General features: G+C 42.8%; 19 protein-coding genes. 6 read left to right on the top strand and 13 right to left on the bottom strand.

The window, feature by feature from the left end:
* Positions 1-13 precede the first annotated feature (13 nt).
* The 3 genes from A0128_RS03520 to A0128_RS03510 all read right to left on the bottom strand — a co-directional run bounded on the left by A0128_RS03520 (position 14) and on the right by A0128_RS03510 (position 1,550).
* Complete coding sequence (locus tag A0128_RS03520; protein WP_069606258.1) at positions 14-523, bottom strand: MarR family winged helix-turn-helix transcriptional regulator; 510 nt, start codon at positions 521-523, stop codon at positions 14-16.
* A gap of 20 nt (positions 524-543) precedes the next feature.
* The gene (locus A0128_RS03515; RefSeq protein ID WP_069606257.1) at positions 544-1,074 is read right to left on the bottom strand and encodes an acyl-CoA thioesterase; all 531 of its coding nucleotides are present in this window, start codon (positions 1,072-1,074) and stop codon (positions 544-546) included.
* A gap of 113 nt (positions 1,075-1,187) precedes the next feature.
* Positions 1,188-1,550: a TIGR04452 family lipoprotein gene (locus tag A0128_RS03510; protein ID WP_069606256.1), complete on the bottom strand. Its 363-nt coding sequence runs from the start codon at positions 1,548-1,550 to the stop codon at positions 1,188-1,190.
* A gap of 311 nt (positions 1,551-1,861) precedes the next feature.
* Here A0128_RS03510 and A0128_RS03505 point away from each other — a divergent pair, with 311 nt between their 5' ends.
* Positions 1,862-2,692: an Fpg/Nei family DNA glycosylase gene (locus tag A0128_RS03505; protein WP_069606255.1), complete on the top strand. Its 831-nt coding sequence runs from the start codon at positions 1,862-1,864 to the stop codon at positions 2,690-2,692.
* A gap of 187 nt (positions 2,693-2,879) precedes the next feature.
* Here the strand turns inward: A0128_RS03505 and A0128_RS03500 are convergent, their stop codons facing one another.
* Positions 2,880-3,902 carry an NAD(P)-dependent oxidoreductase gene (locus tag A0128_RS03500; protein ID WP_069609083.1) on the bottom strand — a complete coding sequence of 341 codons (1,023 nt, stop codon included), beginning with the start codon at positions 3,900-3,902 and terminating at the stop codon, positions 2,880-2,882.
* Between the two features lie 87 nt (positions 3,903-3,989).
* Here A0128_RS03500 and A0128_RS03495 point away from each other — a divergent pair, with 87 nt between their 5' ends.
* The 4 genes from A0128_RS03495 (at position 3,990) to A0128_RS03480 (ending at position 8,040) form a co-directional block, all read left to right on the top strand.
* On the top strand, positions 3,990-5,042 hold the full coding sequence (locus A0128_RS03495; protein ID WP_069606254.1) for a lipase secretion chaperone: 1,053 nt from the start codon (positions 3,990-3,992) through the stop codon (positions 5,040-5,042).
* On the top strand, positions 5,042-6,790 hold the full coding sequence (locus A0128_RS03490; protein ID WP_069606253.1) for an apolipoprotein N-acyltransferase: 1,749 nt from the start codon (positions 5,042-5,044) through the stop codon (positions 6,788-6,790). Before A0128_RS03495 ends, A0128_RS03490 begins: the two co-directional genes overlap by 1 nt.
* The gene (locus A0128_RS03485; protein ID WP_069606252.1) at positions 6,791-7,564 is read left to right on the top strand and encodes a ribonuclease H-like domain-containing protein; all 774 of its coding nucleotides are present in this window, start codon (positions 6,791-6,793) and stop codon (positions 7,562-7,564) included. It begins immediately after the preceding gene.
* A 182-nt stretch (positions 7,565-7,746) separates the two neighbouring features.
* Positions 7,747-8,040 carry a hypothetical protein gene (locus tag A0128_RS03480; protein WP_156781761.1) on the top strand — a complete coding sequence of 98 codons (294 nt, stop codon included), beginning with the start codon at positions 7,747-7,749 and terminating at the stop codon, positions 8,038-8,040.
* A gap of 22 nt (positions 8,041-8,062) precedes the next feature.
* On the opposite strand, the gene A0128_RS03475 is transcribed toward A0128_RS03480, so the two are convergent.
* The 4 genes from A0128_RS03475 to A0128_RS03460 form a co-directional block, all read right to left on the bottom strand.
* The gene (locus A0128_RS03475; RefSeq protein WP_069606250.1) at positions 8,063-9,085 is read right to left on the bottom strand and encodes an MBL fold metallo-hydrolase; all 1,023 of its coding nucleotides are present in this window, start codon (positions 9,083-9,085) and stop codon (positions 8,063-8,065) included.
* A 110-nt stretch (positions 9,086-9,195) separates the two neighbouring features.
* Complete coding sequence (locus tag A0128_RS03470) at positions 9,196-9,591, bottom strand: response regulator (RefSeq protein ID WP_069606249.1); 396 nt, start codon at positions 9,589-9,591, stop codon at positions 9,196-9,198.
* Between the two features lie 21 nt (positions 9,592-9,612).
* The gene (locus A0128_RS03465; RefSeq protein ID WP_069606248.1) at positions 9,613-13,113 is read right to left on the bottom strand and encodes a PAS domain-containing protein; all 3,501 of its coding nucleotides are present in this window, start codon (positions 13,111-13,113) and stop codon (positions 9,613-9,615) included.
* A 9-nt stretch (positions 13,114-13,122) separates the two neighbouring features.
* Positions 13,123-14,286, bottom strand: coding sequence for an LBF_2804 family protein (locus A0128_RS03460; protein WP_069606247.1), 1,164 nt, complete (start codon positions 14,284-14,286; stop codon positions 13,123-13,125).
* 160 nt (positions 14,287-14,446) lie between these two features.
* Here A0128_RS03460 and A0128_RS03455 point away from each other — a divergent pair, with 160 nt between their 5' ends.
* Positions 14,447-15,187 (top strand): LIC10920 family plasminogen-binding lipoprotein, encoded by a 741-nt coding sequence (locus A0128_RS03455; RefSeq protein WP_069606246.1) that lies wholly within the window; start codon positions 14,447-14,449, stop codon positions 15,185-15,187.
* A 39-nt stretch (positions 15,188-15,226) separates the two neighbouring features.
* Here the strand turns inward: A0128_RS03455 and A0128_RS03450 are convergent, their stop codons facing one another.
* The 5 genes from A0128_RS03450 to A0128_RS03430 all read right to left on the bottom strand — a co-directional run bounded on the left by A0128_RS03450 (position 15,227) and on the right by A0128_RS03430 (position 19,571).
* A complete protein-coding gene (locus A0128_RS03450) occupies positions 15,227-15,730 on the bottom strand; it encodes an SRPBCC family protein (RefSeq protein WP_069606245.1) in 504 nt (167 codons plus the stop codon).
* 451 nt (positions 15,731-16,181) lie between these two features.
* Entirely contained in the window at positions 16,182-17,141 is a 960-nt protein-coding gene (locus A0128_RS03445) for a polyprenyl synthetase family protein (RefSeq protein WP_069606244.1), read from the bottom strand.
* A 67-nt stretch (positions 17,142-17,208) separates the two neighbouring features.
* The gene (locus tag A0128_RS03440) at positions 17,209-18,108 is read right to left on the bottom strand and encodes a transglutaminase-like domain-containing protein (protein ID WP_069606243.1); all 900 of its coding nucleotides are present in this window, start codon (positions 18,106-18,108) and stop codon (positions 17,209-17,211) included.
* 191 nt (positions 18,109-18,299) lie between these two features.
* The gene (locus tag A0128_RS03435; RefSeq protein WP_069606242.1) at positions 18,300-19,124 is read right to left on the bottom strand and encodes a transketolase; all 825 of its coding nucleotides are present in this window, start codon (positions 19,122-19,124) and stop codon (positions 18,300-18,302) included.
* Between the two features lie 60 nt (positions 19,125-19,184).
* Complete coding sequence (locus A0128_RS03430) at positions 19,185-19,571, bottom strand: hypothetical protein (RefSeq protein WP_069606241.1); 387 nt, start codon at positions 19,569-19,571, stop codon at positions 19,185-19,187.
* Positions 19,572-19,699: the final 128 nt, after the last annotated feature.

The following is a 19,699-nucleotide window of genomic DNA, read 5'->3' as shown; positions in this document are numbered from 1 at the left end:
GATCGATAAACGATTAAGAATTTTCGAATATTCTTTTTTTGGAAATTGTTCTAAGACCTTTGATAATGGATTTCCATTCCGGAACGCCGAGATTTTGAACAACGTGATCGTGTGCCACTTTCCAAACCGGATACGCCAGACGGAGCGCGTCCCAACCCTTTTCGGTAAGGGCGACCTTTCTAGCCCTTTTATTCTCCGAAGGAATGTCCTTGATGTAGCCTAACGTTTCCAAAGGTTCCAAATTCCGAAGAAGAGTAGTCCGATCCAAAACCAGGAGATCCGCCATCGGAGCCAACTCCATTCCTTCCGTGGTTCCCAGAGTCATAAGAATATTAAAACGTGCGGAGGTTAGACCAACCGGATCCAGAACGTGATCGAAGTATTGAGCAATGGCTCGGGATGCCCTTTTCAAATTGAAGTTGAGACATCCCAAACCTACGGTCAAGAGTTCATCTCGAGTAGGTTTCAAAGATTCTTTTTTTGAAGATTTTTTTAAAACCGTAGATTCCACTTTCTTAACCATAAAAATTCTCCGAATTGATTCTATGCGGGAACCGCTTCCATTCCCGGAGCCATAGTTCGTTTCATCTCTCGAACGCGCTCTTCAAAATTTGCATTTTGTAGTCCGGGATCCGAATAGAGGACGGAATTGAAAAACTGATTCAAGTCCTCTCCATGCCGGGTCGGTCTCCCTCTTTTAAGATCTATAAAAGCAAAATCAATCCATAACATAGCCTTTAATTTTTTTCCGGATTGATCATACATCAGATCTTCGTTTCGAATTCCACCGTCGCTCCTGGAAACCAGTCTCGTAACGATCCGAACCAGATCGCTCTGTTTAGCGGGCTCGAGATACGCGATTTGGGTTCGAGTCACCACCCAGGACTTTCCTTCTCTGGAAGAATGTTCAAACAAGTCGAATCCGTAAAAATCCCTCAGGTGATCTTCCCTCGCCTCTAAAAAGTAATCCATATAACGAGCGTTGTTGAGATGCCCGAAAGGATCACAATCCTGAAAACGAATCCTGTAAAGACCGGAAGGAGATAATTCAGTTCTGTCCAACGTAGAAAGCATAAAGGCCTCCAAAACTTTTATGTGCAAATACACATATGTATCTGCACATGTGCAATTGCACACCATGAATCAAGAAATGTCAAACAATAATTTAAGAATCGGCCTTATTCGTTTTATTCGTTCTGAAGCAGTATTCCGTCCGGATCTAAATTGCAATCAAATAGAATGGGAAGCAAGGGAGATACGATCGCTCCCGTTGGAGAAATAATTTTTTTAGCACAATCGTCGACTCTTACTTTCGGATAATATTTATCGTCTTCAAAACCTGCGAAGTCCGGAGCCAAAAGAAACACGAGAGATTCTTCCGGAGTATCCACAAAACCCGCTGCTTTTCTCACGGAAGCGACTTTGTTGATCGCGTCCGCAATCTTTTGTTTGGCTTCTTTACCCTTATATCTCGTTTCCAGACCTAAGGAATCGACGAGCAAACAATTTGCAAATGTAGAAATCAGAATGATACCAAGAATACGTTTCATACGATGCTCCTTTTCGAGTAGGTTCCGGCGGCAAAGATCTAGAAAATTCAAAATTTGTTTCGCGGACGTCCTCACTCTTTTCAACTCAAGAGAATAAGATTTTCAGGAAATAAACAAGCAGTTTTCAAAAAAAGTTTTCAATCATGGAATACTTAGGTATTTTTCGTTTCCGCTTTGATTTTTTCTAAGCCGAAATGAAAGAAGAATCTATTTTATTCTTAGAAGAAGTATGGGGAAGGGCAATAAAATTCGCGTATTCAAACACGGACAACTTCTTGACGAAAGTAAAAAAATAGAATCCAATCGCCCGTATGCCCGAACTCCCGGATCTAGTCATCATTCAAGAAAGACTCATTCCCGAGTTGATCGATCGAAAAATCGAATCCATCGAGGTCGTCGATCCGATCGTAGTCCGCGATCTTACCGGCGGAGCCTTGGAAACCGCATTCAAGGGTGCCGTTTTCCAAAAAATAGAAAGACACGGACCCTTTCTCAACTTCGCATTCGAAAAAATGAATATAGTCATTCATCCGATGTTATCCGGTCGATTTTCCCTGGATCCAAAATACAAACGAAAGGATCTTTGTATTCGGTTTAATACGGACGGTCCCGTCCTGAATTATATGGACGACACGAGAATGGGAAAGGTCTATTTTTTGAAGCCGGAAGAATTGGGACAAATTCCAAAATACAAAGAGCAAGGAGTCGATCTTCTCTCCGAAGAATTTACGGAATCACTCTTTCTAAAGCTGATGGACAAAAGTCGAAAACAGACCAGAGTCTTTTTGATGGATCAGACCAAACTGAGTGCATTAGGAAATGCTTATGCGGACGAAGTCCTTTTCGCTGCAAAAATTCATCCGAAAACTCCCTGCAATCAACTCGCACCGGAAGATAAATCCCTACTCTACAAAAGTATCAAAGAAGTTCTTTTCACTTCGATCGATTATATTCGAAAGAAAAACGCGCCTTTAGAAGTGAAAGTTCGCGACCACGTTAAAGTCAGAAATCGTAAAAACGAACCCTGCCCCGTTTGTGGAACTACGATTCGAAGGGCAAACGTCTTAGGTTATGATTCTTTCTTTTGTCCAAACTGCCAACAATCAAAAGGACAACAGTTTATCGACTGGGGAAACGTTTAGATCCATTCCTTTCGAAAAAACTTCGGTTCCGTTTTGCCTAACGTAAAAATCAAATGAAAAATCAAACTTGTTCCGACAAAGTATCACCGTAAAATTTGTCTTGAAACGGACTTTAAGTCCGCCAATCCGTAGAATCACGGACAAATCCGCTTTGAAAAATCGATTTCATCGCCAAGAGGAAAATTTTTTACACAAGACCCCAGTCCAATCGGACGGGATAAGAATTTCGTCTTCTTTCAAAATAACTCGAATCACCATTCTTCCAAGATTCCTTTAAAAGACGATCCTCTTCCAAAAGAAAGGTTTCCGTTTTAAATTCCCCTTTCGTTTCTAAAAAGAATTCGAGCGGAGGTAAGGGCTTGTCCTCGTAAAGAATCGACAACTTTTCCGCGACACGATGTGTTCCGCTCATTCTTCCGATCTGGCTGTAACCCGCGATATGAGGAGTAAAGATGGAATTTTTTGCTTTCGATAAAACGGCTCCGAATTCTTCGGTTGGAGGTTCCGGATCAAATACATCACAAATTTTGAATATATCTTCTCTTTCCAGCAATTTCAAAAATGCCTCCGGAGTAAAAATTTCTCCGCGGCTCGTATTGATAAAAACGGTTTTTGTTTTGAAAGAATCGACGATCGTATTTGTGATCATCCGAAAAGTCGGTTCCAAACCTTCTTTTGTCAGAGGAACGTGATAACTTACGATATCGGAATTCAAAACTTCCTTCAGAGGTGACGATTCCGCTTTGTAAAACGGATCGTAAAAAACGGATTCGATCTTGCGCGACTTTAGAATTTTATAAAATTCTTTTCCTGTATGACCGTGACCGATCATTCCTACCTTAAGACTTCCGAGTTCTTCTTCGGAAAATCGACTTCTCAGACCGGCGAAACAATATTCTGCAACCGAAGTCGCATTACAACCGGGGGCGTTCAAAAAAATTCTTCCGGTTTCTTTGAGAGCCGCAAAATCTACGTGGTCGGTGCCTGAACTTACCGTCGCAAAAATTCTTACCGTCTGATATTTTTGAACCGCGTCCTTGTTTACTTTCAGCCTTGTATTGGCTATGAGTATCTCCGGTTCTTCCCCGTCCAGTCGAGAGATTTGATCGGACGTGTAGGAGCGAATGTCGAATCTTTCTAAGTGGGAAAAAATCTCCTTCGCGCCCGTGGTCCCTTCCGGGTAATAGAGAATCGGTCTTTTCTGTTTCACCACTTTGTCATTTCATCCGAACCCTCTTTTTCAGAAAAAACAAAAAAGGTTTGCCTTGAGAAAGAATTCTTTCAGAATCACAGGTCCATGAAATCTCTCCAGGAAAGAATTACATTCCCAGCAGTCATCGCATTGATCTCTGTGATTCTCATCGCATTGATTTGGTTCGTTTTTTTTAACGGCGGCTCCGGCTCGAACAACCGCTCCGCAGATTCGGAGACAGAGTTTACTCTTCAAAGATCGGAATCGGGAGAATGGGTCCTGAACCAAGCCGTAGTAGATACTTCCAGAAGAATTTTTGACGAGAACGGCAAATGGCTGACCTTCGATGAACTCATGCAGTACGCCGCAACCGGGGAAGTCAACCTCGTCTCCGAACTCTGGGCCCTCAGAAGACAATGCCCCGAAAACACCGCCTACGAACAGTGTAACGAAATCATCCGCGCCTTCATTGCGGATCATTACTCCGGTAAGGACGCTGATTATCTGATGAAACTTTTTTCGGGTTATCTGAGATACGAAACTACGATGAGAGAATTCGAACTTCCGGACAAACTCAGTCGCGCGGAAAAATACGAACTCGTCAAAAAGAAAAGAAGACAAATCTTTTCGGATAACGACGCTAAGTTGATCTTCGGTTTGGAAGAAGCCGAAGAAACGTATCAGGATTCTTTGAGCGCATTTTTAAAAGAGACGGATTCTCTTAGCGGCGACAGAAGAATGGAACGATACGAAGATTACCGAAAAAATGTCTACGGCCAATATTATAATACCGTAAAGACTCGAGAGCCGAAATACAATACCTATGAAACTGAAATGTTTTTGCGGGATAAAGAATTGGAAAAGATGAATCTTTCGGATCGAAACGGCAAAACGAGAGCCATCCGTGAAAAGTATTTTGGAAAAGACGGAGCCGATCGTATGGACGCCGTTTATAAAGAAATCGAAGATAGAGAAAAGAAGGAAAAACAAACTCATACGGAAGAATCGGATTGGCTTCAGAAAAATTCGAACGTAAAAGGTGACGCGAGAGAAAAAGCTCTCATGGAAATTCGCGTCAAAAACCTTGGAAAGGAAGAAGCTGAAGAATATTCAAGAAGACTTAAGTATGAAGAGGAACTAAAGAAAAATCAAAATTGATGTTTTATCGATTCATTCCCTTAGATTCTATTCGTTACCGGCTCCTTCTTTGTTTTGGAGTCGGATTCGGCGTTCTTTTAGGACTTTCTCCATTTTCTTTTCTCAGCGCGGGAATTATAGCCTCCGTCTCCGCGCTCTTCTTGTTTTTTTCTCTCAATCGAGAATCTCCGCTCCGCGCTCTTCTCTGGCTCTTACTACTTTCTCAGATTCTAAACTTTACTACGTTTTTTTGGATTCCGGGCGCGGTTTCCAGAATTTCCGGTACGGGTCCGGTTGTTTCTTTCCTTTTCTTTTTGTTTTATGGATTGATTTCGCATATCAAATTTATCCCTTTTTATTTCATATTTCGTTTTTCGAATATTCAAAATTCTTCCAAACCGTCCGTTTTACTTTTGTTTCCCGCCGCCGGAACGATCGCCGACCAGATCACGTATCAGATATTTCCTTGGTATTGGGGAAATCTAGTTTCCGGTTCGATCGTATTCGAACAATTTGCTTCCATCCTCGGAGTTTACGGATTAAGCTTTCTTTTGCTTTTCATCTCTTCCGTTTTAGTTTTTTTGATCGTTCAATTTAAAGATCGAAAATCGAAAGAATTTAAAATCGCCCTTTTGTCGTGTGGTCTGATCTTCTCTATTTATTCTTACGGTTTGTATAAAATCGGATTTGTTTCCGATTCGATAGTCGAAGGGGATACAAAAATTCTTTCGGTCGTAATGATTCAGCCGAATACGTCTCCGGGAACAAAAAATCTTCAAGCAGACGAAATCTTTCTCGCAGGCACGATGAGTAAAATTCTTTCTCTTTCGCTTCAAGGTAGTATGGCGGCGGAAAGTCCTCCTTCGCTTATCATTCTTCCGGAATCGGCGATCCCTTTTCACGGAACGATTCATTCCGATGAAAATAAGAACGAACACATCTATTCTTCCACGATGGAGGGAGTCGTCCTCTATCTTTCCAAACATACCGGCGCCGACGTCCTTTTTAACGAGTTGAATATGGAAGACGGTCAACTGAGAAATCAGATCAGCTTGTTCAAAAATCTGGACGGAATCACCGAGCGTTATAATAAAAGAAGGCTTTTGGCTTTTGGAGAATATCTTCCTTTCGAATCTCGATTCCCGTTTTTGCGGAACATTTTTCGGGAAACTTCTCGTTACGTTCCCGGAAATTCTCCCAAACTTCTTTCCGGAACCATTACAAAAAACCGAGTCCAGGTTTCACCTCCTCAAAGACACGATCTGGAGGAACTCAGCGTCCCGGAAACGATAAGAACCGAGTTCGCGTCCCCGAAAACACAATCGGAGAAGATTAAAAAATTAGAATATTCTTATTCGATTCTTCCCTTGTTGTGTTACGAGGCGATGTTTACGGATCTGGTCCTCGATTACTTTCATTCGGAAGAACGTCCCGATCTTTTGATCAATCTCACCAACGATTCTTGGTTCGATTCCGAATTGGAAGCGAATCAACATTCCGGAACCGTTCGCCTCCGCGCGATAGAAACCGGACTTCCGATGATTCGTTCAACCGTTTCAGGAATCACAGACGTTTGGGATTCGAGAGGAATTTCTCTGATTACTCCCGTTGGCTTTCACGAAACCGCGATTCGCACGTTTGCAATTCAACTCAATCCTTCGAGAGCGACCATTTATACAAAAATCGGAACTTCTTTTTTATCGATCGGATGTGCCCTTATCATTCTACTTTGTCTATTTTTTGAATTCCGAAGCGGAAGGAAAATTTGAATGCTCGAACATACGTTCTGTCATTTGCCGGGTATCGATTCGGTGGAAGAAAAAAGTCTCTGGGAAAAAGGCATTCTAAACTGGAAAGACTTAAAGGATTTTTTAAAAACCGAATCCGTTCCGATTAAAAATCTCATCTTAGACGCATTAGAATTTTCTAAAAAAGAATTGGAACGGGAGAATTTTTTTTACTTCTTCCATGTTCTTTCGGCAAAACATCACTGGAGATTGTTCCCGGTCATTCGTCAAAAGCTACTCTATCTGGATATCGAAACGACCGGCCTAACGAGCGAAGACAGAACTACGATGATCGGAACCTATGACGGAGCCGAATACAAGGCCTACACCCGCGGATTCAATCTGGATTTTTTTTTAGACAACGTAAGTCCGGATCGGGTTTTTGTCACATACAACGGAATCGCTTTCGACGTTCCTTTTTTGGAAAGAGAGTTTAACGTTCGTTTTCGAAACAATCACATTGATATTATGTTTTTCTTAAGATCCCTCGGTATCAAAGGCGGACTCAAAGGTTGTGAAAAAGCCTTGGGGATCCGTCGACCGGAAGAAGCCGCGATCAACGGCGCGGACGCGGTAAAACTCTGGAGACAATACGTAGATTACGACGATACGGAAGCGTTGAGAATTTTAGAAAGTTATAACCGAGAAGACACAGTTAACCTTGAAATCTTGTTCATCAAAGGTTACAATTTAAAAATCAGAGAGACTCCGTTTTACGGAGAGATCGTTAGAGAACCGGGAGATCTCAGATTTTAACAAAGCCGGAGACTTCTTTCTTAGGGCCTCGCCTACCTTATAAGTTAGAAACCATTCTACAGTTTCTGATTCAATTTTAGAAAAATGGAATGTTTTTCTTATGAGGTTCTGCTTTGAGCGTCTACTATTTAATCGCCTTTTTCTCGCTGCTTATCAGTGTTTTTACGATCGGAATGTTCCCCTTGCTTCCGGCCATAATGGTCATCGAAGCGCTGGGTATAGAATTCGGTTTATTCGATTTGAGTCTCAGTCAAGCCGCGGGCATATATGCGATTCTGTCCGTTGCACCAATATACAACGCGACGTTGCCTTTTGTAATTATTGTAAGCGGCTATTTGAGTAGAGTTTATCTTCAAAGGAATCCAAATCATCAGAGACGAATTTGGATTCCCGTTTCTATCTTAGAATTCGTAGTTGTGATCTACTTTTTATTCTATTTATATTTGAGAAGTCTCGCGATCGAAAAAGTAATCTGATCTTAGAATGAACACAAAATTCTTACTCGCCGCCGATCCAGTGATACTTTTCATAAGGAGGATCTATTTCCATAATACGAACCTGCCCCTGATCGATAAGCTTTCGAATCAAAGAATGCATGATCGCCAAAGCGGTGTTATAGTATCCGCTATTCGCGACCTTTTCTCCCATCGCCTCCAAAACCAAAGTGGAAAGATCCTGATCATTCTCTTTCAGTCGGCGAACAACCCCTCTTTCCAAGAGGTTGAGAGTTTTGGAAAGAAGTTTGATCGCTCTCTGCGGATCTTCCGGCTCCGGTCCGTGCGCGGGAAGAAGTCTCCGAATCGGAAGTTTAGAAAGACGATCTAAGGATTGATGATAGTCGTAGAGGTTTCCGTCAATCTCCGCATAGATGGAAGAAATATTTTGTAACACAAGATCGCCGGTGAAATAGATTTTTTCTCCGAGAATGTAAGGAGTAAGATGCCAACGATTGTGACCCGGCGTATAAAGAATTCCGATCTCTCTTCCTCCCGCCACGATCACGTCCCCTTCCACGAGTTCCACGTCGAAGTTCAAATAAGGATCGACTCTTTCCGAATTGTTCAGAGCGTCTTGAAATTCAAAAATTCCGGTATCGACTCTTTTGAGTTCTTGAGCTCGAATGGAATTATCGTGATGACCTTTGTAGACCAATCTTCTCATCGCTCTCTGAAATACTTGAACGAATTCAACGTAGTTGTCGATGCCGGCGGCCATTCCCGCCATCGCGTATAACTTAGCGTCCGTATAATAACGAAGAGTCAAGGCAGCGCTCATGTGATCCAGATGATTGTGAGTATAGATGATATGTTTGATCTTACTCAAAGAAAGACCGATCTTCTTTAGAGCCTTCTGTAAAAGTCCCAGGTTTTCGATATAACCCGAGTCGATGATAGTGGGTTCTCCATCAGGAAGAATATAAATGTTGTTAGGTGAATAGAACGGCTGAGGGATTTCCGTTTTGAAGATTCCATCGCCGATTTCCTTCACATCCGGTATAGAATCATATCGGTGAATTTTCATTAAACTCTCCCAAAAGGAGCAATCCCTTTGATTACAAGGTCTTTCGTTATACGCAGACGGGCAATTGAAATTTCAATCGCTTCCAGGCGCATCAGATTTTCGAAATCAATCTAATTCTTACCGCAACAAACCTTGACCGCGTCCAGCAATTGTTTCGAATCCCAGGGTTTGGGAAGAACGGCATAAGTCCCCGCTTCTCTCATCACTCTTTCCGCCGCGGCTTCGTCGACGTGACCTGTGATCAATATAGAACGTATATGAGGATATTTTTGATGAACTAATATTAAGAATTCATCTCCCTTGATACCGGGCATTCTCCAATCGGAGAGAATAAGAATTACATTGATCCCGTTTCCTACCAACTCATCCACAACTTCAAGGGCTTCTTGCGCATTGATCGCGGTTTCATATTGAAACTCGTTCCCGAATTGTTTTTTTAATTCCTGTTTCAGTGCGATCAAGATGATCGGCTCGTCGTCCACGCAGAGAATAGCGTTATTTTCCATAGTATCTTTTAGGTATCTCCGTTATACCGAGCTTGCGGATTTTAACCACACGCTGAACTTTGTTCTTCCAGGAACACTTTCAAACTCTATCTTTCCGCCCAGCTTCTCTATAATCTTTTTACAAATATCCAGTCCGAGGCCGATTCCCTCCCCCTGTTTCTTTGTTGTAAAAAAAGGTTCGAAAATTTTGTCTTTTATTGAATCCGGAATTCCGCTTCCCGAATCGATAAAAGAAGTTATAATCCATGAATCCTGTTTTTCAATACAGATTTCAATCTTCCCCTGATAATTCATGGACTGCAAACCATTATTCAAGAGATTAATCCAAACTTGATTGAGTTTATTTCCGTCTCCGAGACAAAGTTCTCCGGTCCGATAGTCCTTAACGATTTCAACGCCGTATTTTATTTTTGTATGATATAAAGTAAGAATGATTTCAATTTCAGACTTTATATCTACGGGAACGATTTCACTCTCTTGTTCGTTGATTCCGGGGTTCAAATAATTCTTCAAGGCCTCCACAACGTGAGAAGCCTTTCCGCTGGCAATGGATATCACGTTGCTCAATCTTACGATTGTAGAAAAAGAGGAAACCGCGGTTAAAATTTCCATTCTCTTTTCCGTCTTTAAAAGATCGGGAAGTTTCTCTCCCAATCTGTAAACGCCCGAATCCAAGACTGCGCTCGCTACGTTTTCATAATCTGGAATTCCGGCGTTTTTGAAAAATTGGATGAGTTCTTTTTTTAAACTTCGATTCGGAATGATCTCCGATTGAGAAGCGTCCTGTAGACTTTCCGCCAAAAGAATTTTAAAATCCTGAACTTCTTTTTCGCTAAAATTAAAAATCAAATTTGGAATTTCTCCGATTTCGTTTTGAAGAATTTCCAAGATCGCCCGGTTCGAAGATACGATCGCACCCAAAGGTGTGTTGAGTTCGTGAGTCATTCCCGCGGCGAGCTGACCGATGGCGGCTAACTTTTCGGAAAGAAGCAATTGATCCTGAGCTCCTTGGAGTTCCTTCATGATCTTTTCCAGATTTCGAACGGCTTCCACTAAATCTGAATTCGATTTGCGAAGTTCTTCCGTTCGAAGGTCGATCTTTTTTTCCAAGTTTGCGTTGAGATCCAGGATCGTCTCTTCCGCTTCTTTACTTTTCGTAATGTCGTAGATAATTCCGAAAATTTGTTCGGGGGAACCGTTCGGATTTCTTTTATAAATCAATTCTCTGGAAATCAACCATCTCCAGTTTCCATCGATGTGCCTCATTCGATACTGATGTTCTATCAAATCCTTATCGCTCGCCTTCTCGTAACGAGGAAGCACTTCCCTTACGTAAGTTTCGTAGTCGTCGGGATGCATCAAACCGCTAACGAGCTTGTCTCCCATCGACTGTAATTCTTCCACCGAATATCCGAGAACGATTTCGATTCCGTTGTTGCTATATACGTTCTTTTTTTCCAGTATATCATAAATATATAATATATCCGGAGTAATATCCAGGATCGATTCTATAAACTGATTTCTTTCACGAAGATTTTCTTCGATCTGTTTGAGTTCGGTTACGTCGACCATCACTCCCCGCAACCACTGCGGTTTATTGTCGAAAACGATTACTTTTACGAGATCCCGAAGCCAAACCACGCTACCGTCCTTTCTCAAAAAACGATATTCAAAGTCGTGAGCCTTCATTCTTCCCGTGCAAGCGATACAAAAATCGACGGCCCAACTTCGGTCGTCGGGATAAAGATGATTCGCCCAAAAGCCCGGTTCTTTCCATTCGTCCACGGAATAACCGAGCATGCTCACAACCTGCTGACTCACAAAAGTAAAATTAAAATTCGTGGCGTCGGCTTCCCAAACGATCCCGGGAGTTCTGTCCACAAGATCTCGAAACCTCTCTTCACTCGACTTCGTTCTTTGAAAGGATTCTTGAAGTTGTTCGGCCATATAATTGAAAGAATGAGAAAGAGTTCCCAATTCTTCCAGACGACTGCTCGGAACCCTTTGTTCAAAATCTCCGTGTGCCATCGCACGACTCGCGTTCAGAATTTTTTGGATCGGGGCGGTGACGATTCCCGCGAGAAACGCACCAATCAACAAAGATAGAGTAAGAGCGATCGCAAACACCATCGCCGACTGACTACTTCCGATACGAACTCCTTCCAGATAATACGCGGCGGGAATCGCAGTGATCACGATCCAATTCTTATCTCCGTGATTGTCTTCGTATGGAGTGGCTTGCGTAAGCCAAGTCTCAAGAGACAAAGGTTTTGCGGTGATTACGTCAAAACTAAATTGAACAGGAGATTTAAGCGTATTGAGATCTCCCAGATTTTTTCGTAGAGTTTGAAGCGCGTTTACAAAAACGAGATCCCCTTCGACGCCTTGTTTCCAATCACCGGCATTTTCGTATTTGGAAGAACCGATCAGAGTTCCGGAACGATCGATGATGATCGCACGACCGTGTTCCGCTATGCTCATCGATTTTAGAAGAGGAAGAATCCCCTTTAAACGAAAATATTCCTCTTGTTTGCGAGAATTCTCAAGATACCGATCCAATTGAAGATTGATGTTTTCTGAAATTTCCTGATGCAATTGCCCGGCAAGTTTATCCGCGGCGCTCTCGGAACTTTTTAGATTGAGATACGCGGTCATTCCGACCATAGCCATCACGAGAAAGATAAACGGAGTCACCATAAACATCCGAATCGGTAAACCAAGAATCGGAGTTTCTTCTTCGTACGGATTTTTAACTTCGTTCCAGAGCCATTCTTTTCGATCGAAGACGAATTCTCTTACGTGACACGGAATTTGAATCCAAAACATTCCGTATTTTTTTGCGAGAGGAAGCGCAACGAGCATCGCAAACGGTGCGAGAATCCAAGTGATCGACGTCGTAAAAAGCAAAGCCGGCGTTATATTTCTATAAGAGATCCCCGGCGTGAATTGATTTGCACAGATATAACCCCAGAGCAGAGGTTCGACGGCCATAAAAATGAATACAAAGAAAAGATAATAGAACCAGACTTTGATTTTTCGAAAGTCGGGATCCCTTCCTATCAATTGATAAGCGACCCAGAAACATGCAGGATTGATAAAGTATCCGAGCAACCAATCGAGTAAAAAATTGGGAGGAACTCCCTCTATCAAATCGGAAAGACCGTATGCGAATGGAACCGCGATCAACGCGGGATAACCGAACAAAACGATACAAAGAAAAACCGAAAGGTCCTTGAGAGACTCGAACGTTTGAGCTCCCGGAACCAAAACTACAAAAGAGCCGAGATATCCCGTGATAAAAATGAGAACAAAGGTAAGAGGAATACTTAGGAAGGCCTGCGTATCCCAAGCCTGTCTTTCTCTCCCAAATCCGAATTTTCCTCCGGGTTTAAACGTAAAACCACCGAAGGCGGAAACCATAAGAATCAAGCCGAAGAAATAACCGAAATTTCCCCAAACCTCCAACAAAGGAAGAGGAATCGATTGAAAAATAGATTCAAACCACTGAACTACGGCCTGCATTTTATGATCCTATCGAGGAACCGAAAAATTTATCTTAGACAGTTCTCTCGCCTCCTCCAAGTCCCCGCGCCCAATCGAATTCGCGAGAGATTCTACCCATTCCAATCTTTCCTTTGATTTTTCGCCAAAGACGAGTGGGAGATGTTTTCTTTCAAAGAAGGAAATTTTACCATCAAAACAACAAGTTACGCTCAATATTTTTAGGCAGAGTTCTTTTTCTTCTTCATTCAGATTCTTTAAAAGTTTCTCCAGAGACTCCCATTCATCCAATCGAAAGTGATAATTTTCGATCTGAAAGGCTTTGTGAAGTTTGATAAGAATGTATTCTAAATTCGGATGAAATCTCTGCGTAAAAACTACGGAGTTCCCGATCGCGGTCATACAGGCAATCTTCGCCTCCCGGCTGAGCGCATTCTCTCTCGAAAGAATATCTTCCACGAGTTCTTTGGATAAGATTCGAGTGAGAAGTCGAGTCCGCAACTCCTTTAGAATAATATAAAGTACGATTGCGTCCCAAATCGCGGTGATTGGCGCCGCGACAAAGTCCGCGTAGACTCGAAAAGAGTTTCTTGCGAGAATTTTTCGAATCACAATTTTCGCGACCAAATTCGACAAGAAGACTTTTGCTTTGTAGAGCAAGGTCGTAATAAAAAGACTTTGTTTGTTCGTAAGGCGATAAGGATCGATTCCCAGAAGTCTTAGATCTGGATCCGGAATTTCAAGAGCCAATCTGGAAAGAAGGTTGCTGACTCCGGTGATCAAATCGGGATCTTCTTCTAAGTCAAGCCCTGCGAGACGGGTCATCTTGTAGACGGAAGAAAGACCGATTCGATAGAGAAGATAAAATTCTAAAACGGTTCCCAACAAAAGAGCGAGTCCCGTCCAAAACCATTTTTCCAAAAATACGGGAGACCAAAGTTCCGGAGAATCCGGAAATATCTTTTCGACAAGGATGATAAAGAAGGTGGTCCAAAATCCGGTTTGTAAGGACCAAAAAACGGTCCAGCCGATGATTTTTCTGGAGCCGATTCCAAACTCCTGACGCGTCCAATTTCCCGGAGATCTTTTGTCTCTTTGCGCGAGATTTTGTAAAACGCGAATTCCCCAGCGCTCCAAGAGTCCGGGTTTATGTTCTGCGGCCTGAGAGCTTTTTTCCATGCGCCGGGAGTTCATACCATTTTCCGAGCCTGTCAAACCATTCTTTCAATTTTTGTTTCAGAATCGGGGTGCAAAGGAACGATCTTCTAAATGCAGGGTCGAAACCAGAAAGCGAAGTTCAATTTCATTCTTGACCTTCTTTCGCTTTTCAATCAGCATGAATTAAAGGCATTCTATGAAACGTTCTTATACCATTCTTTTTATATCCATTCTTAGTTCCGTGTTCTTTCTCGATTGTCAGCACAAGGATCAGAACAACGTGGATCTGAAGGTTTTAGCGACGAACGGGGATATCATTTTTATCAATGGAGAAGTCGACTCCGATAAGATTTCCTCCTGCGGCGTCGCCGTTCCCGGAACAACTTCTACCGGAACCACAGGAACTACTTCGGGAAGTACGACCACTACTTCCGGTTCGACAAGCACACGTTATACGATCACGAGTCAGTTGATCATGAAGACTACGGGAGAATCTTTGGTTCTTCGGTTTCAATTCGATTCTTCCCAGTATCAAGGATCCGTGGATCCGCAACAGGGTTTTAGTTATTCAGGCGGCGCTTTTGCAAGAACCGTTACCGGTAACGTAGGTAAGGTAGAATGGGGAGCTTCCGGAATCCCGGTATATCCGGGCACCAGTGGCGCGGCTCAACAACAGACACTTCAATACATGGATATCGAAATTTCTCTTACTGGAAAATTGCTCGCAAGCTCTACAACCACGGGTATTCTCAATCAGTGTTATACGTCCGATAACGTAAACTGTACTTCGATTACAACCACACAACAATGTTTTACCCAGGACAATCAGACCTGCGTTTCGACTGCGTCTGCATCGGGAACCGCGGTGACGATTACTGGAAACATTTCTTGCAGCGCTCCGAACGTGATTCCAAGCGGAAGCACCACCACTCAATAAGAAATAAAACTCCGATTGTTACATCGGAATTTTCTAATATTAGAGTTTCATTGTTTTTGCATGCTCCACGAGTTGATCGAGAGCTTTGCCCCAACCTTCGTGAAAACCCATCTCTTCGTGTTTTTTACGATTGATTTCGTTTCCGTGAATTGCCGTCGCTACGTATTTTGTTCCCTTTCCGTGAATCTCCAAAGTTAGGATCCCGGTAAAAAATCCGAACGGATTCGTCGGATCCGGTGAAGGGCGAAAGCCCGGCTGAAGCGCGTCGGTCCAAGAAAGTTTTTCGTTTTCGATCACTTCCAGATAACAACCCAAATTCGGAAAGTCCACTCCTTCGGGTGATTGCATGGTTGTCCGAAAGATTCCCCCCGGACGCAGATCAATTTCGCAATCGATAGTTTTCCAAGGCGCCGGTGTGAACCATTTTACGACGTGTTCCGGTTTTGTCCACGCTGCCCAGACTAATTCACGAGGAACGTCTACGATTCTTTCGAAAACCAAATCCAGGTTCGGATCGATCTGTGGATAAATTTTTGGCGTCATTCTACTTTCTCCTCTCATTTTAACCGTATTCAATTTTGCTCATGCGTTGCAAAAGTCGCCGTTTCACTGCGAAAGAAAAGCGCTCGATTCACTTTCGGAATATGGATTTCCGAAGTTTTACCCTGAACTCAAATCCTTCCTTGATCGACCGATCTCCTGATTCAGAACAACTTGAATCTCGAGATGAATCCGTCGGAACTACGACAATCCTCCGTGAAAGTCGCGCGCCCCACCCTGATCTTGGGTGGAGGGGTGGGTGGCGGAAACTCTCCGGAGACTTTTCTCTATCATAAAATTATAATTTTGCAAGCACAAAGCTTTCTTGAGTGGGAGTTCCTACATCAATCCGCATGGTTTTGAATCTATTTTAGACAAGGGAAACAAAACCGGAATCGAACGCTTCGCTACCGTCGGAGAAACAGTAAACGTTTCTTTGAAAGGAAATGCAAATCTATTCTTCTAAGAGTTTGAGAATTTGGTCTTTTAAAAGATTACGAATTCCGGAATCCGGAAATCCATTTAAGAATTTCATCAAGTTATTCGCTATGTTTTGAAACTCCGCGTCCATCTGTTCCCGAATTTGATAACGGGAAAGCAAACTGAGAATCACAACACCGTCTCCTTGAGAACGTTCGGATTTTGCAAAGAGAGAATGAATCAGCTTCTTATCGTTCTTATCCGCCTTGTCCAAGAGAAGAAGAATCGGATACGTATAAAGACCGTTGTAAAAATCTTTCAGAGGAACCTTTCCACTCTTGCTCGCGGGAGAAAAGTAATCGATCGCGTCGTCCTTCTTCTGAAAAAAGGAACCAAGATCGATTCCGAATTGTCTCAACTTTTTCTTTTCTTTGTCCTGTTTTTCGGAAAGAATTCCGGCGGCCGAAGTGACGGCTCCGAAAAGGGACGCGGTTTTTCCGTAAACCACTCTATTATAGATTTCTAATGTTATTTTTGGATTCTTTTCCCATTCCATCTGAATGAGTTCCGAAACGGAAAGGTCTTTGATGACCTGGGTAAAAAGATCCATCAGTTCCGGATAACCCAGGCTGTTGAGATGGTCGATTCCACAGGCCAAGAGGTAGTCCCCGGCGAGAATCGCGGTTTTATTTCCGAATTTAGAACCCACGCTCTGAAGACCGCGTCTGGTTTCAGCTTCGTCCACGACGTCGTCGTGAAGCAAACTCGCGGAATGGATGAGTTCGGCGATGGCTCCTACATCCAGCCAGTATTTGCCGGAATAACCGAGGAGTTGACAAAGGCAGTAATGCAAGATCGGACGAATCCGCTTTCCACCGGATCGGATAGTATAGGTTTTGATCTCGGCGAGAATTTTGAGGTCCTCGCGAATGATCGCTTCCAGTTTTTTATCAAACTTCCGAACTAAAGAATCTTTCAGTACCGATACTTTCACTACCTCTTCCCGTGGGGCCAGTATTCAAAATATCTGTACAGGCTCAAGCAGAACTCTTTGTAGGAACTTAGGCTTTCAGTTTGTTTTCAAGAATCAGGAGCTGACGAGCGAGAATATCTTCCATATCCCGATACTGTTCCTTACGGTAGATATGAATCAGATTTCGATACATTCTTTTGATAATGGAAAGAGTACTCGCGCGAGTGAAATATCTTTCGCTCGGAGTAAAACTGTTCGCTTCCAAAAAACGGATACAAGTGGATTTATCCAGAAGAACCCCGCCGTGAAAGGGATCGATAAAGGTTTCGTAATCGGTAGAATCAAAGTGCAAAAGAAAATGTAAGGGCATATTCACACCGTAAAGAGGAAGAGAAAGCCTTTGACCCACGAGGAGATAAATGGCCGACAAGGAGATCGGAATTCCCTTTCGAGTGCGCACGATTCGAGTTACGAAAGAATTATTCGGATCGTCGTATTGATCGTTATTCCCCTGAAAGTTTTCCTCGGAAGAAAGAACCCTTGTCAAGAAATGAACCTTGAGTTCTTCGGAAACGTATTCCGGATTGAGGTCGCAGAGTTCTTCCACTCGGAGCGCCAACTGATCGAGATAAATTTTAAATTCGTGATACGATGCGTCGGGATCACCAACGCTCGAAAGAAGAAAGACCGCTTCTTCCAAATCCGAGTAGTCGTTTATATGTCCCTTGCCTGCAAGAAGCACATAACGTGAATTGATACGTTCCAGATGAACGATCGAAGAAATAGAACGAGCAAAAACTCTCAACGTGGGATCTTTGAACTCGTCTACGAAGTCGCTGATTCTATATTGCCAAGGAACCATTTCGGCAATCTCGCGCATAACCTGAATCTTATCTTCCGCTCCGGCAAATTCCAACTGATAGAATTTTTCTTCTAACTTCTCAGGAGGAAAGGAAAGAGAATCAAAGTAAGAATCGGATGAGGGCATAAACTAGATCATTTTCCAAAAAACAAAATGAGTCAATTCAGAATGAAATTTGTTTGTGGAAAAAATGAAATGCGAATGATAAATTACTATGTCTTACGGTCGGTTAAGGAAAGAGCTAAAAAATTGAAAAGACGATTTGAAAAGAAATGAAAAAAAGCAAACGCTCCCCAAATTTTGGGGAGCTATAAAATTCAAACGGAAAGAGCCGATAGTTCTTCGAGAGCTTTCTTCTCTTCTTCCGGTTTCGGAGGAGTTCCGTGCCAACCTGGATTGTTTTCCATAAAAGAAACACCTTTTCCAAGAACGGTATTGAACAAAATGATTGTTGGAGAACCTTTGTGAAGTTTTGCTTTTTCAAAAGCTTCTATGATTTGCTCGATGTTGTGACCATCCGCTTCTAAAACGTTCCAACCGAAGGCAAGAAATTTCTCGCTGAGAGGTTCGAGATTCATGACGTCTTTTGTAAATCCGTCGATCTGAATTCCGTTCTTATCCATAAAAGCAATCAAGTTGTCTAATTTATAGTGCGCACCGGACTGAGCCGCTTCCCAAGTCATTCCCTCTCCACATTCCCCGTCGGAAATACAAGTGTAGATCTTATGATTTTGTTTTTTCAATCTTGCCCCAAGCGCAAGACCAACGGAAACCGAAAGGCCTTGTCCGAGAGAACCGGAAGAACTTTCGATCCCTTTCATATAACGTGTGGAAGGATGTCCTTGGAGTTTGCTGTTCAACTTGCGAAAAGTAAGAAGTTCGTCCACAGGGAAGTAGCCGGAATGAGCCATCGCAGCGTAACGAATCGCACAAACGTGACCGTTGGAAAGAATCAATCTGTCTCTTTCTTCCCATTCCGGATTGGTCGGTTTGTGATTTAGAATTTTCTTATATAGAACGGCATAGATATCGGCAAGACCCAAAGGTCCGCCCGGGTGACCGGAATTTGCGGCGGTCACCATACGGATCACGCTCTTTCTGAGTTCGTTTGCGAAATTCTTGAGTTCATTGATTTCGTTCATATTTTTCCTATGTGATTGCGATAAAGATTTCCAACCTCTGGAAGAGGTGCCGAAAGAAGGTCAGTTCGTGGAGCGAAACAAAACCAGGCCGGAAAGGAAAATCACGGTGTATAGAGGAAGGAAAATATAGTGTAGTTTTCTGTGAAATTCTTTTTTTCGCATTATACCGGACCAGGCCATAAGAAGCATCAAAACCAAGGTCAAAGCTGCAAAAGCCCGATGTGTATCGATGATCCAGCGATCCGCTGTGGGAACGATTCCCGCATTCTCCAAACCTCCACCCAGATACTTCACATACAAAAGTCCAAGAGCGGTGATTAAATTCAGAGCGGTTCCAATCAGATTAAAAATGCGATGGAGGAGATTCTTTCTAAAACGAAAGTAATAACCCACGTAAAAACTAAGGAGGGAAATCGCCATTCCAACATTGATAAGGGTTAAAATCATCTCATTCCATTTTCGGTAGAGTTCGGACTTTCGAAACACTTTTTCCGATCCATCTCCAGAGAAAGCACGAAATAATCTAAATTACGACCCGCCTCCGGTCGTTCCAAAATCAGTTTTCGAGAGAAGAC

The organism is Leptospira tipperaryensis (assembly GCF_001729245.1).
Classification (GTDB): Bacteria; Spirochaetota; Leptospiria; order Leptospirales; family Leptospiraceae; genus Leptospira; species Leptospira tipperaryensis.
The sequence above is the reverse complement of the archived record's forward strand: the minus strand, read 5'-3'. Positions and strand labels throughout refer to the sequence as shown.